16 protein-coding genes are annotated in these 16,055 nt (G+C 38.9%); 10 read left to right on the forward strand and 6 right to left on the reverse strand.

Annotated elements, in window-relative coordinates; genetic code table 11:
• Window positions 1-401 precede the first annotated feature (401 nt).
• From LRP84_RS08920 to LRP84_RS08935, 4 genes are all read left to right on the forward strand, one after another.
• Window positions 402-1,076, forward strand: a complete 675-nt coding sequence (locus tag LRP84_RS08920) for a response regulator transcription factor (RefSeq protein ID WP_230574759.1) — start codon at window positions 402-404, stop codon at window positions 1,074-1,076.
• A complete protein-coding gene (locus tag LRP84_RS08925; RefSeq protein ID WP_230574760.1) occupies window positions 1,073-2,425 on the forward strand; it encodes a sensor histidine kinase in 1,353 nt (450 codons plus the stop codon). The genes LRP84_RS08920 and LRP84_RS08925 overlap by 4 nt, the downstream gene beginning before the upstream one ends.
• Before the next feature lie 208 nt (window positions 2,426-2,633).
• The gene (locus tag LRP84_RS08930; protein ID WP_230574761.1) at window positions 2,634-3,704 is read left to right on the forward strand and encodes a hypothetical protein; all 1,071 of its coding nucleotides are present in this window, start codon (window positions 2,634-2,636) and stop codon (window positions 3,702-3,704) included.
• A complete protein-coding gene (locus LRP84_RS08935; protein ID WP_230574762.1) occupies window positions 3,701-4,399 on the forward strand; it encodes a DUF3995 domain-containing protein in 699 nt (232 codons plus the stop codon). Before LRP84_RS08930 ends, LRP84_RS08935 begins: the two co-directional genes overlap by 4 nt.
• A gap of 171 nt (window positions 4,400-4,570) precedes the next feature.
• Here LRP84_RS08935 and LRP84_RS08940 read toward each other — a convergent pair whose 3' ends face one another.
• On the reverse strand, window positions 4,571-5,749 hold the full coding sequence (locus tag LRP84_RS08940) for a MalY/PatB family protein (RefSeq protein WP_230574763.1): 1,179 nt from the start codon (window positions 5,747-5,749) through the stop codon (window positions 4,571-4,573).
• 116 nt (window positions 5,750-5,865) lie between these two features.
• Here LRP84_RS08940 and LRP84_RS08945 point away from each other — a divergent pair, with 116 nt between their 5' ends.
• Window positions 5,866-6,117, forward strand: coding sequence for a DUF1871 family protein (locus tag LRP84_RS08945; protein WP_098309224.1), 252 nt, complete (start codon window positions 5,866-5,868; stop codon window positions 6,115-6,117).
• Window positions 6,118-6,725: 608 nt separating this feature from the next.
• On the opposite strand, the gene LRP84_RS08950 is transcribed toward LRP84_RS08945, so the two are convergent.
• Together LRP84_RS08950 and LRP84_RS08955 are read right to left on the reverse strand one after the other, a co-directional pair.
• On the reverse strand, window positions 6,726-7,565 hold the full coding sequence (locus LRP84_RS08950) for an alpha/beta fold hydrolase (protein ID WP_230574764.1): 840 nt from the start codon (window positions 7,563-7,565) through the stop codon (window positions 6,726-6,728).
• A 139-nt stretch (window positions 7,566-7,704) separates the two neighbouring features.
• Window positions 7,705-8,673 carry a 2-hydroxyacid dehydrogenase gene (locus tag LRP84_RS08955; RefSeq protein WP_230574765.1) on the reverse strand — a complete coding sequence of 323 codons (969 nt, stop codon included), beginning with the start codon at window positions 8,671-8,673 and terminating at the stop codon, window positions 7,705-7,707.
• Window positions 8,674-8,996: 323 nt separating this feature from the next.
• On the opposite strand from LRP84_RS08955, the gene LRP84_RS08960 reads away from it, so the two are divergent.
• The 3 genes from LRP84_RS08960 to yugI all read left to right on the forward strand — a co-directional run bounded on the left by LRP84_RS08960 (window position 8,997) and on the right by yugI (window position 11,183).
• Window positions 8,997-9,494, forward strand: coding sequence for an Lrp/AsnC family transcriptional regulator (locus LRP84_RS08960; RefSeq protein WP_230574766.1), 498 nt, complete (start codon window positions 8,997-8,999; stop codon window positions 9,492-9,494).
• Window positions 9,491-10,681, forward strand: coding sequence for an aminotransferase (locus tag LRP84_RS08965; protein WP_230574767.1), 1,191 nt, complete (start codon window positions 9,491-9,493; stop codon window positions 10,679-10,681). Before LRP84_RS08960 ends, LRP84_RS08965 begins: the two co-directional genes overlap by 4 nt.
• 157 nt (window positions 10,682-10,838) lie before the next feature.
• Entirely contained in the window at window positions 10,839-11,183 is a 345-nt protein-coding gene (gene yugI, locus LRP84_RS08970; RefSeq protein WP_230574768.1) for a S1 domain-containing post-transcriptional regulator GSP13, read from the forward strand.
• 223 nt (window positions 11,184-11,406) lie between these two features.
• Here the strand turns inward: yugI and LRP84_RS08975 are convergent, their stop codons facing one another.
• Entirely contained in the window at window positions 11,407-11,640 is a 234-nt protein-coding gene (locus tag LRP84_RS08975; protein ID WP_230574769.1) for a DUF378 domain-containing protein, read from the reverse strand.
• A gap of 281 nt (window positions 11,641-11,921) precedes the next feature.
• On the opposite strand from LRP84_RS08975, the gene LRP84_RS08980 reads away from it, so the two are divergent.
• Window positions 11,922-13,274 (forward strand): glucose-6-phosphate isomerase, encoded by a 1,353-nt coding sequence (locus tag LRP84_RS08980; RefSeq protein ID WP_230574770.1) that lies wholly within the window; start codon window positions 11,922-11,924, stop codon window positions 13,272-13,274.
• Window positions 13,275-13,543: 269 nt separating this feature from the next.
• Complete coding sequence (locus LRP84_RS08985; RefSeq protein WP_230574771.1) at window positions 13,544-13,954, forward strand: YugN-like family protein; 411 nt, start codon at window positions 13,544-13,546, stop codon at window positions 13,952-13,954.
• Here LRP84_RS08985 and LRP84_RS08990 read toward each other — a convergent pair.
• A complete protein-coding gene (locus LRP84_RS08990; protein ID WP_230574772.1) occupies window positions 13,944-14,939 on the reverse strand; it encodes a potassium channel family protein in 996 nt (331 codons plus the stop codon). The genes LRP84_RS08985 and LRP84_RS08990 overlap by 11 nt on opposite strands.
• An 86-nt stretch (window positions 14,940-15,025) precedes the next feature.
• A complete protein-coding gene (locus LRP84_RS08995; RefSeq protein ID WP_230574773.1) occupies window positions 15,026-15,712 on the reverse strand; it encodes an MgtC/SapB family protein in 687 nt (228 codons plus the stop codon).
• Window positions 15,713-16,055 lie beyond the last annotated feature (343 nt).

A 16,055-nucleotide genomic window follows, 5' to 3' on the forward strand; every position in this document is an offset into this window, starting at 1 on the left:
TTCGTGTAAGGTAACTCATATTCGCGTGCGACATTCGCTAAAGCACGGACAATTTCACGACGATAAGCAGCCGTCGAAGAACGAACATGGAAATTTCACTTTATAATTTTGAAATTATGAAATGATTTTATCCCGCTATTCGCGGGCAGTAAGATCCCCACCTCAAGATTGAGAGAAGCGAAGAAGATAGGTGGGGGATGAAGAAAACTCTAACTGATGGAAATTTCACTTTATCACCTGAAAATATTTATTTTACTACTTGATACCTCAGTTTGTATTAATATAACCTATTAATATACAATATTCCCATTTTATCCCGATATTTACGGGCGGTAAGACCCTCACTTTAAGATTCAGAGAGAAACGAAGAAGATAGGTGGGGGATAAAGAAAGGGGATTACATGAAAAAGAAGCTTCTATATATTGAGGACAATAAGGAAATTGGTGCTTGGGTATGTGAAGATTTATTCGAACGGGGCTATCAGGTAACTTGGATTACTTCAGGTGAAGGTGCCATTGAACATATGGCGGAAATCGACCTAGTAATCCTTGATATTATGCTTCCAGGATTGGATGGCTTTTCAGTTGGACAGCGATTGAAAAAGGAATTTCCAAAGACTCCTATTTTAATGCTATCCGCCAGATCATCGATTGATGATAAGTTGCAGGGGCTGCAGTTTGCAGATGATTATATGACAAAGCCTTTTCACCCCGATGAACTCGCGGCACGGGTGGAAGTGCTTCTCAGACGGTTTGACAAGATATGCTCCCCGCTCATTGTACTATCACATCTCCGCATTTATTTGAATGAGAACCGCATTGTGGATTCCAGATCGAATAATGATGTCATACTTACGGCTAAGCAGTTTCAAATTTTCACCTATTTACTCCGTCATCCAAACCAAATCTTAACAAAAGAACAAATTTATGAGGCTGTATGGGGAAATCCATATATTGAAGGAGATAAAACCTTAATGGTACATATCCGCCATTTACGCGAAAAAATAGAGCAGGAGCCAAGTCAACCACAAATAATTGAAACAATTCGCGGCATTGGATATAGGGTGAAACAATGAAATTCCGACATTCGCTGTTAGTTAGATATTTGTTGATCATTACAACTGCACTTGTTTTATGGCCGTTTGTTTTACCTCTTTATTACTTGCCGAAATATACACTAGACAAGGATATGCAACAAAAGGTCAAGTATATGGATACAAAAAAGTTGGAACAAATGTGGAATGATGAGGCAGCAAAGTTGAACGGGGCGCCCCCGGATCAAGTGGACAAACAACTCCGTTCGTTAAAAGAGCGATATTCAATGGCGACAATGTTTTGGGTTGACGCCGCAGGCAAAACACAGCTCAAACTTCCCGAAAAAAAGAGTATACCTGACCAATGGACGTTTCAGGAAAGCACTAAGTTTATGAAGAAAAATGTTGATAATGACCTGTTCACAATTATTGCCTTTATTGGCGGCGACCAGAGCCAAGGCTTTATGGTTTTTCAAGTCCCTCTTTCCGTTACACAACCACCCGGCCTGTCCGCTATCGATGATAAGTTTTTGCTGGTATATGCTGTGCTTGTCTTTGCAATTTTTCTAATTACATCTTGGGTATTTTTCTCGAAAATTCGCAGGCGGCTCGTTCAACTACAAACCGCAATGGCCGAAGTTGATGAGAACGGCATTCCTCAGAAAATTCTCATTCGTAAAAAGGACGAAATCGCGCAACTAGGGTCGGCATTCAATCATATGATTGACGAGTTGATAAACAGTAGGAAACGTGAACAGGAGGAGGAGGCTCTTCGTAAACAATTGATTGCTAATATATCACACGATTTACGGACACCACTCACCACCATCCGTGGACATGCTTATTCATTGCAAAAGGAAACTTTATCTCCTAAAGGGAGGGAATCGCTTCATTTGATTGAAAGAAAAGTAGATGCTCTTAGCCAATTGCTCGAAAACCTTCTTTCCTACACGTTATTATCGGCGGGGAAATATACTTTGCAACAGAAGGAGACAGATATTATCCGATTAACCCGGACTTCCGCTGCAGGGTGGTTTCCCGTATTTGAAAAGGAAGGATTTGAAGTGGAGGTTCGTTTGTCAAAAAAAGCTTTAATGTGGAATGTCGATCCGCACTGGTTTACCCGTATATTAGATAATCTATTCCAGAACGCTGTTAGACACGCAAAAGCCGGACGGTATGTTGGTGTAAGTTTGGAAGAGTTAGATGGAAGGACTGCTGTTGTTGTTGAGGACAAAGGTCCTGGAATGGATAGCATCTCCAGTGAAAAAGGAGCCGGAATTGGTTTATCCATTGTTTCATTGATGCTCCAAGAAATGAATCTTGAATGGAAAATAACAAGTTCCACGAACGGCACTCGCATTTATCTATATAAAAAAGTTGAACTATAAACGAAATAAGCACTGTACATGCATTAGCTCGCTTGGCAAAAGTTAAACGAAATTTAAACTAGACCCCACCATCATTTTAATCTTCACTGATTAAAATGATGGTGGGGTTAAATTTTGAAACATAAATAAATATCAATACCCTATCTGGTTGGTTCCTTAGCTTCAGGTCGTAGGTGTTTACAATAGTAAAGAAAAGAGGATGATTTCAATGGAGACTTCATCACCCATAATTGAGGAAAAGATTAGAAAAGGTTTTACACGATGGCCCTTATGGATTGGATATGGCGCTGTGGGATGGTCACTGCTCTACGGGACTGTACAGCTTTACTGGTTACTTGGAGGATCGGGGTATCCCTTTAAACGTGGTGAAATGGACTTGTTTGCGGCTATGGTTACTTATCTTCCACCCCGAGTTGGAGGCCTCATTTTTGTTATTCTCTGTTTACTAGGAATAGTGATTGGCGTAGCCATGCAAAAAACATGGAGAAGTGTTCTTCTTCGGTGGCTAATGCTTACTTTTGCTTGGTGCTTTGCTGTTGCCTTGCTCCTTTTTATTCCTGATATTAGCCTAATTATGGTCATGGCTTATGCCTTTTTATTTAAGTTTGCTTTTAACTGGATTATGCTCAACCAGGTCATTTGTATTATAGGTGCTCTTCTTTGGATTATGACTGCTGTCGCATATCAACGTAGGACCCGTGATGCTTGTGAATATTGTGGACGGACAGAGAATGGAAACACATTTTTATTGGTACGCTGGGGGAGATGGCTGACCATTATCGCAGCTCTTGCACCTATTCCCTATGCGCTCACACGTTTTGCGTGGGCACTTAATATCCCTTTAGGAGTCGACCCGCAATTCCTTCACGATTTTTCAAAAGTCAATTCTATGTCACAGATAACAGAATGGGTATTTGGGTCTGTTTGCGTAGGCGGAGGGATTCTTACACTTGGTTTGATTCAAAAATGGGGTGAAATATTCCCTCGTTGGTTCCCGTTCATTGGTGGTAAAAGAGTTCCCATCATGCTCGCAGTGGTTCCAGCCTCTATTATAGCCATTGCTGTAACTGCAGCCGGATTTGTCTTTACCTTTAGTTTTTTTGCTGTGACATTTCACCTTATGCCAGTCGATAACATCCTCCTCAGTCAGATATGGGGGACGGTTGGACCTATGATTTTCTGGGTGCCATGGGGAGTAGCACTTGGTCTTGCTGCCATCGCTTACTATTATCGTCGGCGTGGTAAGTGTACGCATTGTGGGAGAGACGATCAAAATTGAAGCAGAAAAAAGAGAGTTGCATGAATAGGAACAAAATAACTAATAATGGGGAATCTTCCATGCAAATATTAAATGTTTTTGAACGCTTTACAAAGAAAGCGGTATGGCCTGGTTACGTTGGTTGCCTATGGGCATTTATGTATGCAGTTTTTGTTCGATTTTATGAAGCGGCAGGGGGGAATATAGGCCTTTCGGGCCAACTTAATGACCCTAAATCATTTTACATGGCAAGTTACATCGCTGGTGTCATCATCATGTTATGTGGATTTGCCTTGCTTACACTTATCAAACCATGGGGAAAGGTCATTCCGAAATGGGTGCCGTTGATTGGAGGCAGAAAGATCCATCGTCTTATTTTATTAATCCCTACTCTTATCGGAACTGCCTTTTTAATTGCTCATGGAGTCAGTGGCATGATTACAAAAGCTATGCTTTTGGCAGGTGTCATTACAATTAACTTCCCTGGCTGGACTGTAGTCGATGTCCATAGCTTAGCTATATGGGATCTCTTGTTTTACGAACCGTGGTTTGTCATTATGGGTATTTTGGCTGGTTTGACTGCTTCCCATTATGCGCAAGCTTCTGGTGTTCCACTTTCTGCATTCAGACGCTGTACGTTAATTTATTTGAGTTTGGTTTTTCTCCTTACTGCGCTTTTTGTGTTCGCTATAATTTTTGACTTCGGAAAATTTTAATTACCGCTACTGCGTCGGATCTTATATGAATCTATCACCATACAGATTTTGGTTTGGCGCAGCAGCGGATTTTTATCATATCTGACGAGAAGACCCCCACCTCAAGCGCGAAGCGGTAGGTGGGGGTAGTTCAATCAAAGAATGTTGGAGTGTATAATAACCAGGCTTAAGTCACATAGATAGCTTTTCCTTGGAAGTACATGAAAACGCGCATTGTAAGCGGCGGAGCGCATCTTCTAATACAGGGCGTGGACAGCCGATATTTAAACGAATGTGTTGCTCACCGCCAGCACCAAATTTTTCTCCTGGTTCTACAATGATTCTCCCTTTTTTCTCTAATAATTCCATTCGTTCATTTTGAGTCAGTCCAAGTTTGGAACAATCAATCCAAAGCAAGAATGTACCATCTGGTTGAATGACGGATAGCTTCGGAATATGCTGTTTAATAAAATCACATGCAAATCGTGCATTCTCTTCTATATAAGATAACAGCTCTGTTAGCCATTCATTGCATTCTGTGTATGCACTTTGCATTGCTGCGTAAGCAAACGTGTTTAATCCATGAAAGCCTTGGCGATGCTGCACAGCAGTAAAGGAATCTCGCAGCTTTTCATTTGGAATAATAATAACCGATGCTTGCAGCCCAGCAATATTAAATGTTTTACTTGGGGCGATGCATGTAACAGCTCGCTTTGCTAAGTTTGCTGATAAAGAAGCGAGTGGTATATGCTTGCGTCCATTAAAGATAATATCAGCATGAATTTCATCTGCAATGACGATTACATCATATATTTCGCAGAGCGTGCCGAGTTTAGTTAACTCTTCCACTGTCCATACACGTCCAATCGGATTGTGTGGACTGCACAGGAACATCAGTTTTACACCTTGCTGAAATTGTTTCTCTAACTGTTCAAAATCCATTTTGTAAACACCGTTTTCTAAGTGTAGTGGATTGGTAAGCACTTGGCGCCCATTCGTTGTTACCATTTCGAAAAATGGTGGATATACAGGCGGCTGTACAAGTACTGAATCTTTCTTTTCAGTAAAAGCTTGTACAGAAACACTAAGTGCAGGAACGATGCCAGCGCTAAAGACAAGCCATTCTTTTTCAATGACCCAATTATATTGTGTTTTTACCCAATGACAAATTGTTTCTTTTACTTGTTCACTTGAAGTGTTATAACCGAAAATAGGATGTTGTAACCGTTTGGTTAAGGCGTCTTGAATTGGTGAGGGAACAGGGAAGTCCATGTCTGCAATCCAGGCATGAAGAAGTTCCTCGTTTTTATGTGTATCCCATTTAACGGAATCTGTCCCGCGGCGATTTACCATTTCGTTAAAATTCCCCATATTTGTTACTCCTTTCAATAATAGGTTAAAAGTACTGAATGTTCTCTCATTTCTTCTAGCATAGCTGATATGATACGATAAAGAAAAGTGGAAAATAAGAAAAAGGCGGGAAGTGTATGGGGACATATGAGAAAATGATAGATTTTGTGAAGAGTTGGGATCCGTTTCGAATGGGGCCAGAATTTTATGAAACAGAAGCAAGTGACATCGTCTACATTGTAAGTACATTTGATGATGCGAAATATATCGCAAAGAAAATACAGCACATTTATTTGCTATCATTTGAAAAAACATTACCTATTGAAAAGTGTCAATGGTTAGCAGAACAATTGTTACTATTAAAAGGTGGCGGAAGTTGTACGCTATAAAGCGAAACTTCCTTTCGGAGCGTTCTTCTCCAAAAGGTTAGTTAAGCCAATCGGGCTCTTACAGACGGTTTGTTGTTTCTTCGTAGCTAAGCATCTTACCGACTGTTAGAGCGGGATAAAGTGAAACTTCCTTTTGGAGCGTTCTTCTCCAAAAGGTTAGTTGAACCAATCGGGTTCTTACAGACGGTTTGTTGTTTCTTCGTAGCTAAGCATCTTACCGACTGTTAGAGCGGGATAAAGCGAAACTTCCTTTTGGAGCGTTCTTCTCCAAAAGGTTAGTTGAACCTACGGGTTCTTACAGACGGTTTGTTGTTTCTTCGTAGCTAAGCATCTTACCGACTGTTAGAGCGGGATAAAGCGAAACTTCCTTTTGGAGCGTTCTTCTCCAAAAGGTTAGTTGAACCTACGGAAGCTTGTCCCACGAGAGTTGTCTTAAGAATAGTGTCCGTAAATAGCAGGAGAAAGAGGCTGATATCTAAAAGTTCATTGAAGTTGGACTTTTGAATATCGGCCTTTTTTTATCCCGCTATTCGCGGGCAGTAAGGCTCTCATCTTAAAGTTCTGAGAAATCAAAGAGGGTAGTTACTGCACACATGCGACAGGTGTGTTCAATTTGCTAAGAAGGTCATAATTTCTTCATATACGTGTTCCGGCTTTTCTTCTGGTAATAGATGTCCTGTGTTTTCATAAGAGATAAAGTGTGAATGCTGCAGGTCATTGTGTAATCGGTGTCCAACATTAATAGGAACAACACGATCTTTTTCTCCCCAAATAAGCAAAGTAGGTGTTTTAATTTTTTGTAGTTCTTTTGATGTTAAGTCTCCTTCGCGATCTCGAATCATACGGGTTAGTGCAGGAAAGATGCGATTATCATAAAAAGGTGCTGCATAGCCTTGCATCATTTCGTCATCGATTAAAGAATGATCGTGAACAACATTCATTAAATTATAGATGATGCCTCGTCGTATAATCCAATTTTTTACGTATAAATGAAAGAACGGTAAATAAGAAGTGTAGATAAGCGGCAAATTTGCTCGTGATAAATAGCTTGAACTGCATAAAAGAACTGTCTTTTGAATTAAATCAGGCCGCAACCGGCTTATATATAACGCAATTTGTCCGCCCATTGAATGCCCTACTAAAATAACGTTTTTTTTCTGTAAATGTTCGATGAGTTCAATAACAATCGTTGCGAGGTTTTGATAAGAATATGTGAAATGAAATGGTTTATCACTTTTTCCAAATGGCGGTAAATCTAGAGCAATCACGTTCCCTTGCTGAGCTAAAAGCGGAATGAGCCGCCGATAGCTAAAGGTCGAAGAGAGAAAGCCATGAATTAAAACAAATGTTGGTTTTTCTTCTGCACAAAAAGACTGATAGAGCTCATAATGAACCGTAATCCCTCTTGTAGAAAAGGTGAAGTGAGGGAGTTGAACTTCGTTTTCCATCTTCATCACTCCGTTGTTTTTTGTTCATATCATCTCCTTGTTAGGGGAAATTATCCCGTGGAAGAAGGGAAAGCAGGAAGAAAACCAAATGTATAAAAAAAGACAAAACCACCGTGATGTGGTCTTGTCTTTTTGTTGATCATTTCAGTTCATTGACGAGATTTGGAGGGGTATTCCCTTGCAGTCCGGCTACTAAGTTTTTTGCTGCTGTCATCGCCATGTTTTGGCGTGTTTTTAACGTTGCGGAACCAATGTGAGGGAGCGTAACGACATTTGGCAGAGATAACAATGGGTTATCCTTTTCAATTGGTTCTTGTGTAAACGTATCAATGCCTGCGGCGAAAATTTTCTTTTGCTGCAATGCTTCAATTAATGCTGTTTCATTTACCGTTTTACCCCGAGACGCATTAATAAAAACAGCTGTTTTTTTCATTACATTAAATTCTTTTTCTCCAATTAAATGATAAGTTTCTTCTGTTAATGGCGTAAGTAGAACGATAAAATCTGCTTTTTGTAGTAACGTTTCTAATTCGCAATATGTTGCACCAAGCTCTCGTTCTGCTTTTTCCTTGCGGCTCCGATTGTAGTATAAAACGTCCATATCGAATCCGAATTTCGCACGTTTGGCAACGACTTCTCCGATGCGACCCATGCCGATGATTCCGATTGTTTGATGGTGAACGTCTAAGCCGAAATGTTCTTTGTTAATTTCTGCATTCCATTCTCCAGATTTCACGTAACAATCAAGCTCGCAAACACGGCGAGAGGCAGATAGCATTAATGCAAATACAAGATCAGCGACAGTATCATCTAACACGTACGGTGTATTTGTTCCGATTATTTTTCTTTTTTTCATAGCTTCGATATCGAAGTTGTCATAGCCGACAGAAATATTACTTACTACTTTCAACTGCGGAGCTGCTTGGAGTAATTCTTCATCAATGATTGCCCCGAAATTTAATAGTCCATGTGCATCTTTTACTTTTTCTAATAGTACGTGGCGCGGGATTTTTTCGTTTTCATCCCATGCCTCATATTCATAATGCTCAGCAATGTATTCTTCAACAAAGGCAGGAACTTGTTCTGCAATGTATACTCTTTGTTTCATGGTTTCATCCCCTTTTTATATTATCCCGCTACTTTTGGGCAGTAAGAGCCCGATTAGGCTGGCTTTCCATCAGTGGGGGATGAAGCAAAACCCCACTGATGGAAGTTTCACTTTATCCCGCTCTAACGGACGCTATTTCTTAAAGCCTTTTCGTGGAAGGAGCGTCCGTAAGAGCCCGATTGGCTCAACTAACCTTTCGGAGAAGAACGCTCCAAAAGGAAGTTTCACTTTATTGTTACATAATTATCTGAAAAAATCTTCTTTTCAAACAGGAAAAGCTGTCTGTATAATTTAGAAAATACACAAAAAGAGAAAGGGCGAGTATGATGACAGAAAAAGAATTAGAATTGTTAGCCTGTCTTGAAAAGAGTAGCCGATTATCTGAAGAAACATTAGCCAAAATGTTAAACATAGATGTAGAAGAAGTGATAACGATCCTTGAAAAATTAGAAAAAGAAAAAGTGATTGTAGATTATGTTACGCTGATTGATTGGACAAAGGTAAAAGAACATACAGGTTTAACAGCAATGATTGATGTGAAAGTTACACCGAAGCACGGCGTTGGATTTGACGCGGTAGCGGAGCAAATTTACCGATATCCAGAGGTGAAGTCAGTTTATTTAATGTCAGGTACATATGACCTTTCCATTACTGTAGAAGGAAAAGGGATGGCTGAAGTTGCGACATTTGTAGCGGAAAAGTTAGCGACAATTGAATCTGTTGTATCGACGACAACGCATTTTATTTTGAAAAAGTATAAACATGAAGGAATTATATATGAAAACAAAGATGATGATAAGCGAATTGTGGTGGTACCATGAGTAAATTTGAATTATCAAAAGTAGCACAATCTTTACAACCGTCCGGTATTCGTAAATTTTTTGATTTAGCGGCGGGTATGAAAGGTGTTATTTCATTAGGTGTTGGCGAGCCGGACTTTGTAACGCCTTGGAATGTAAGGCAAGCTTGCATTCGTTCATTAGAAGAAGGATATACGGCATATACTGCGAATGCTGGATTATTAGAGCTTCGCGAAGAAATTGCAAAATATTTAGAAAAACAATTTGCAGTATCTTATGATCCAAAAGAAGAAATTATTGTAACGGTTGGGGCAAGTCAGGCGTTAGATGTAGCGATGCGTGCAATTGTAAATCCTGGTGATGAAGTTATTATTATTGAACCAAGCTTTGTATCATATGCACCGCTTGTTACGCTGGCTGGCGGGGTACCTGTACCTATTTCTACATCTCCAACCGATGAATTTAAAGTACAGCCGGAGCAGATTGAAGCTGCCATTACATCGAACACGAAAGCGATTTTATTATGTTCGCCAAACAATCCGACAGGAACGCTCTTAAATAAAGAAGAATTAGAAAAACTTGCGGTCATTATAGAGAAATACAATTTAATCGTACTATCCGATGAGATTTATGCAGAGCTTGTCTATGATGAGACATATACAAGCTTTGCGAGCGTGAAACATATGCGTGATCATACAATTTTAATCTCTGGTTTTTCAAAAGGGTTTGCGATGACAGGTTGGCGCCTTGGTTTGATCGCAGCCCCTCAACATTTTGCGGAATTGATGTTAAAGATCCATCAATATTCTATGATGTGTGCGCCGACGATGTCGCAATTTGCAGCATTAGAAGCACTTCGCTCTGGAGAACAAGAAGTTGTTCGAATGCGTGAGAGCTATAAACAACGCCGAAACTTTATGGCGACTTCATTTAATGAAATGGGACTAGATTGTCATATGCCAGGCGGAGCATTCTATGTATTTCCTTCAATTCGTTCAACAGGATTATCTTCGGCGGAATTTGCCGAACGTTTATTATTAGCGGAAAAAGTCGCTGTTGTACCTGGAAGTGTGTTTGGCGAGGGCGGAGAAGGATTTATTCGCTGTTCATACGCAACATCACTTGAACAACTTATGGAAGCGATGAAACGCATGAAACGATTTATGGAGAACGAAAAAAGGACAAAACATAATACGTTTTGTCCATAAAAGGGGGGGAATACTAGAAAGCCATGTGTTAGTATTTTATCCTGACATTTGAAGATTTATACATGTTAAGGAAAATTTTTTCATGATTTTTGAATGAAATGTTAGTAAGTGGTATAATTTACTAATACAAAAGGTAAAACATATGGGAGTGTTTCTTATGTCAGACAAATACACAACAGGAGTGGTTGTGAAGGGAAAAGTGACAGGAATTCAAGATTACGGTGCATTCGTTGCATTAGATGAAGAAACGCAAGGTCTTGTGCATATATCTGAAATTACAAATGGGTATGTGAAAGATATTCATGATTTTTTAAAAGTTGGGGATGCAGTAGAAGTAAAGGTGCTTTCAGTTAATAGAGAGAACGGAAAAATGAGTCTATCATTGAAGGCTGCCAAACGTAAACAAGGAAAAGTGCGTATACCGAATCCTTCTGCAAATGGATTTAACACATTGCGAGAAAAGTTAACAGAGTGGATTGAAGAATCTCAAATCACAAAATAAAAGCAGGGAGCATAGCTCTCTGCTTTTATTTCTTGTTCACCAAATAATCGGTGAATGTGATACATTATGATATAAAATAATCAAACATTTCTTTTGCTGCATTTGTAATCAGTATAAAGAAACATCCGTATGTCAGAAGTTAGTAAAGCATCATAGATCTCCACTTGTGTGAAAACAAGTGGAGATGCATGTTTTATAATATCATTTTAGAATGCTATTAGATTTATCGTACTTCACGTGCTTCTGGGTGTGTTCCAAGTTCTTCAGAAGGTTTAAATAATAAGCCAAGGTTAATTAAACCTGAAATACCCACAATACCATAGATAATTCGAGCAAGTGCTGTATCTTGCCCTCCGAAGATAGCTGCTACTAAATCGAATTGAAAGAAACCAATGAGTCCCCAGTTTACTGCGCCGATAATCGTAAATACTAAGGCAATGCGTTGTAATGTACTCATTTTAAGCAGTCCCTCCTTAAATGATGAAGCAAAAACGAGATACATTTGCTCGTTTAATGAAGCTTCCTTTATAGAATGGATACCTTTTGTTGTTCTTATACCCAAAAAATTAAAATTTCTCATTGTATACTTGTCTAGACCGAAAAAAATGGAAGTTATGACGATTTTGTAAAAAAAATAAAATGGCTACGCTTACAATTTGTAGTTCGCTTGATTTACAACTGTGGTTTCGCTAAAGTGAAGACAGAAATACATATACATATTGTATTGGAGGGAAAAAGATGAGCACACATGTAACGTTTGACTATTCAAAGGCGTTATCGTTCATCAGTGAACAAGAATTAACATATTTACGTGATGCAGTAAAAGTATCACACCATGCAATTCATGAAAAAACAGGAGCAGGAAATGACTTCTTAGGTTGGGTAGAACTTCCGCTTGCATACGATAAAGAGGAATTTGCTCGCATTCAAAAATGCGCTGAGAAAATTAAAAATGACTCTGACATTTTACTTGTTATTGGGATTGGTGGTTCTTACTTAGGAGCGCGAGCAGCAATTGAAATGCTAAACCATTCTTTCTACAACACGCTGTCTAAAGAACAACGCAAAACTCCACAAGTGCTATTTGTTGGACAAAACATTAGCTCCACTTACATGAAAGATTTAATGGATGTATTAGAAGGTAAGGACTTCTCTGTTAACGTTATTTCTAAATCAGGTACAACAACAGAGCCTGCAATTGCATTCCGCATTTTCCGTAAGCTATTAGAAGAGAAATACGGAAAAGAAGAAGCGCGTAAACGTATTTATGCAACGACAGATAAAGCGCGCGGTGCTTTAAAAACATTAGCTGACGAAGAAGGATACGAAACATTCGTGATTCCAGATGATGTTGGTGGTCGCTTCTCTGTATTAACACCAGTTGGTTTATTGCCGATTGCTGTAAGTGGTTTAAATATTGAAGAAATGATGCAAGGGGCAGCTGCAGCTAGTGATGATTTTGCGAAATCAGAACTTGAAGAAAATCCAGCTTATCAATATGCAGTTGTACGCAATGCTTTATACAATAAAGGTAAAACAATTGAAATGCTTGTTAACTACGAACCAGCACTTCAATATTTTGCTGAATGGTGGAAACAATTATTTGGTGAGAGTGAAGGAAAAGATCAAAAAGGTATTTTCCCATCTTCTGCAAACTTCTCAACTGACCTGCATTCTTTAGGTCAATACATTCAAGAAGGACGCCGTGATCTATTTGAAACAGTTCTAAAAGTAGGAAAATCTACACACGAACTAAAAATTGAATTAGATGAGAACGATTTAGATGGATTAAATTACCTTGCTGGTGAAACAGTGGACTTTGTTAACACAAAAGCATACGAAGGAACATTGCTTGCACATAGCGATGGCGGTGTACCAAACTTAATCGTCAATATTCCTGAACTAAATGAGTATACATTCGGTTATCTTGTATACTTCTTCGAAAAAGCATGTGCGATGAGCGGCTACTTATTAGGCGTAAATCCATTTGACCAACCAGGCGTAGAAGCATATAAGAAAAACATGTTCGCTCTACTTGGAAAACCAGGATTCGAAGAACTAAAAGCAGAACTAGAAGAACGTTTGAAATAAGAAAAGCTGTTGGGATTATCCCAACAGCTTTTTTTTGATGAATGTGCGTGTGTGTCGAATATTGCCGAAGGGTCTTTATCCCGCATTAACGGGCAGTAAAGGATGGAGAAGAGCGGGGAAGAAAACTGCCCGTAAAAGCCCGATTGGTTCAACTAACCATCAGTGAGAAAAGCGTCACTGATGGAAGTTTCACTTTATCTCATGTCGAAGCGCCGATATATGGAGCACGAATTGGGTATGCTAAAAAAAATCTAGAAAGGATGATACATTTGATTCCGATTCATTCAAAGTTAGAAGGACAAACATTTGCTCTCTTCAAGTTAGAAGAAATATTAAAGCCGCTCGGTTATACAATCGGTGGGAATTGGGATTATGAGAAAGGGTGTTTTGATTATAAGATAGATGAGGAAGATGGATATCAATTTTTACGATTACCGTTTACAGCAGTTGAAGGAGAGCTTGATGTAAACGGAGTTATAGTTCGTCTTGATACACCTTATCTTCTTTCGCATGTGTACCAAGATGAACTAGATGATGAGGTGAATACATTCACAGCAGGCTTATCGTCTTTCGATCAGTTTGCAGAACCGAAAGATGCAGATGGGGACATGCAAGCTAAATATATTGATATTGGTAAAGCTATAGTTCGAGAGTTAGAAGAATATCTCTTTAATGTTTAATGACAATGAGTGAATCATTTTCTTGCAGAGTAAATGAGTGAACTGGATTTATGTGATATTGTCCGTCGCGTTGTATACCAAGTAATAGTATATTTTGTTTTAATAAAGCACTGTTACAATATTCGAATGTTTCACCAGCGTATGTCTGAGGAATATGCGTAAGCTGCAATTTATTTGTAGTAATTTCATTATAAATTGTAAACAGCACCTCTGAAATCGAAGGAAATAATAGTGAAGCGGTAAATATATAACTTGTTAATTTATTTCCTTCAATAATTTCTGTCGCCCCAGCTCGGTTTGCATTTCGAACTTGATCGGACGTCAGCATTTCAACAATACAATAAATATTTGGATGTAATCCTTTCGCTGTTAAAATGGTTAGAATAGATTGTGTATCAGCAGAACTCTCACTTTTCTCTTTATCAGCTGTAATCAAAATTGTATGTGCGGTACGAATGTTTGCTTTGAGTAAAATATGATCATGATGAGGACAGCCTTTAATAAATTGTAAATGATGAAATGATTTTGGGAGTAGAGGAAGTGTTTCATCTATAAGAACAATATCAAGGTTTGGTTGTAATACGTGCAATTGGCTTACAACATGCTTAACACGTTCGTTCCAACCGATAATAATCATATGACCATGACAAGAGGCAGCCTCTTCACCTTTTATTTTCATATATTGTTTACTAATCATTTCCGTAGCGAACGATACCATATAATAGGAGCCGAATCCAGTTCCTAATAAAATGAGAATAATTGCGAGTATTCTTCCATGTACACTGCGAGGAACGTAATCGCCGTATCCAACAGTGAACGTTGTGACAAGCGCCCACCATATACCGTCAAACCATGTTGGAAAGTGGATTGGTTCTAATTTGTGTATAAGAAATCCAAAGAAGATAATGAATCCAACAATTAAGGTAACCAATCGTAAAATGATAGAGTTGCGAAACGTGTCTAAAATACTACTTCTTGCATTCAATGTCTGCAGCTCCTCCCCAATCAATATGGTTATAGTGTTACCATTATAAAAAGAAGAAAAACCCCCTCATAGGAATAAGGGAGTCTTCACATGCTTTCCACTTCGGCTTGTCGTACACTTTCAAGATGCTGAATGGCATAGTACACGTCAGCTGTATGCATTTTTTGGTCAACAGACATTTTCATTTGTAGAAAATGAGCTCCATTTTCTAACGTTTTGAGTTTCATATTTTTAACTTTTATATCCATCTTCTTGATGTCTTCGATAACGGTAGGGATATTTTCCATGCTATTCACAACGAGTTTTACAACAATCTCGCGTTGACGAAGTGACTTCGGCCCTAAAATACTCATTACAAAAGGAATAAGTTCTACACTAATCATAAGAAAACACATGCCGAAGATCGCTTCTAGATAAAAACCAGCTCCGACTGCGATGCCAATTCCAGATGCCCCCCAAATCATTGCAGCAGTGGTGAGGCCTGCGATACTATCGTTACCTCTTCGTAAAATAACACCAGCTCCTAAAAAACCGATTCCTGATACAACTTGAGCTGCTAAGCGGAGGGGATCCATGCCGATTCTGTTTGAGACGGAGCTCGGTAAGTTATAAGCTGCTTCAATTGAAACAATGGTAAGTAAACAACTAATAATAGAAATAACTAAGCAAGTTTTGAGGCCTAGTGGTTTTCGCCTTAATTCCCGTTCTAAACCAATCGCAAATCCTAAAATGGCAGAGAGGCCTAACTTAAGTAATAAATCGAAGTGTTCCATTTGTATCCCCTCCTGTAAATTGAGGTAATAGACGAGTTTATATTTTATGTATATGGTACAAGGAAGGGAAGTTGGACAGTTTTTATAAAAAAATTTAAAAGGGTGTTGCATTTCGATTTTCACCATGCTATATTAATAAACGTCGCTGATGCACAACAGCAGAAAGCACAAAAAAGAAATAAAAAACAATGTTGACATCAAAAAACAAAGATGTTAACATAAGGAAGTCGCAATTGAGCGGCTAACAAGTTCTTTGAAAACTGAACGAAACAAACAACGTGAAACGTCAATTTTTATTTATGATGCTAGACAAACACTTTATTGGAGAGTTTGATCCTGGCTC

It is taken from the genome of Bacillus rhizoplanae, from assembly GCF_917563915.1.
Taxonomy (GTDB): domain Bacteria; phylum Bacillota; class Bacilli; order Bacillales; family Bacillaceae_G; genus Bacillus_A; species Bacillus_A rhizoplanae.

Bases quoted from the DNA above. Each gene is read 5' to 3' on its own strand.
- LRP84_RS08960 (WP_230574766.1), top strand. From the start codon at position 8,997: ATGATGACAGAAAAAGAATTAGAATTGTTAGCCTGTCTTGAAAAGAGT.
- LRP84_RS08925 (WP_230574760.1), top strand. From the start codon at position 1,073: ATGAAATTCCGACATTCGCTGTTAGTTAGATATTTGTTGATCATTACA.
- LRP84_RS08975 (WP_230574769.1), bottom strand. From the start codon at position 11,640: ATGAGTACATTACAACGCATTGCCTTAGTATTTACGATTATCGGCGCA.
- LRP84_RS08930 (WP_230574761.1), top strand. From the start codon at position 2,634: ATGGAGACTTCATCACCCATAATTGAGGAAAAGATTAGAAAAGGTTTT.
- LRP84_RS08995 (WP_230574773.1), bottom strand. From the start codon at position 15,712: ATGGAACACTTCGATTTATTACTTAAGTTAGGCCTCTCTGCCATTTTA.
- LRP84_RS08950 (WP_230574764.1), bottom strand. From the start codon at position 7,565: ATGGAAAACGAAGTTCAACTCCCTCACTTCACCTTTTCTACAAGAGGG.
- LRP84_RS08940 (WP_230574763.1), bottom strand. From the start codon at position 5,749: ATGGGGAATTTTAACGAAATGGTAAATCGCCGCGGGACAGATTCCGTT.
- yugI (WP_230574768.1), top strand. From the start codon at position 10,839: ATGTCAGACAAATACACAACAGGAGTGGTTGTGAAGGGAAAAGTGACA.
- LRP84_RS08920 (WP_230574759.1), top strand. From the start codon at position 402: ATGAAAAAGAAGCTTCTATATATTGAGGACAATAAGGAAATTGGTGCT.
- LRP84_RS08945 (WP_098309224.1), top strand. From the start codon at position 5,866: ATGGGGACATATGAGAAAATGATAGATTTTGTGAAGAGTTGGGATCCG.
- LRP84_RS08955 (WP_230574765.1), bottom strand. From the start codon at position 8,673: ATGAAACAAAGAGTATACATTGCAGAACAAGTTCCTGCCTTTGTTGAA.
- LRP84_RS08965 (WP_230574767.1), top strand. From the start codon at position 9,491: ATGAGTAAATTTGAATTATCAAAAGTAGCACAATCTTTACAACCGTCC.
- LRP84_RS08980 (WP_230574770.1), top strand. From the start codon at position 11,922: ATGAGCACACATGTAACGTTTGACTATTCAAAGGCGTTATCGTTCATC.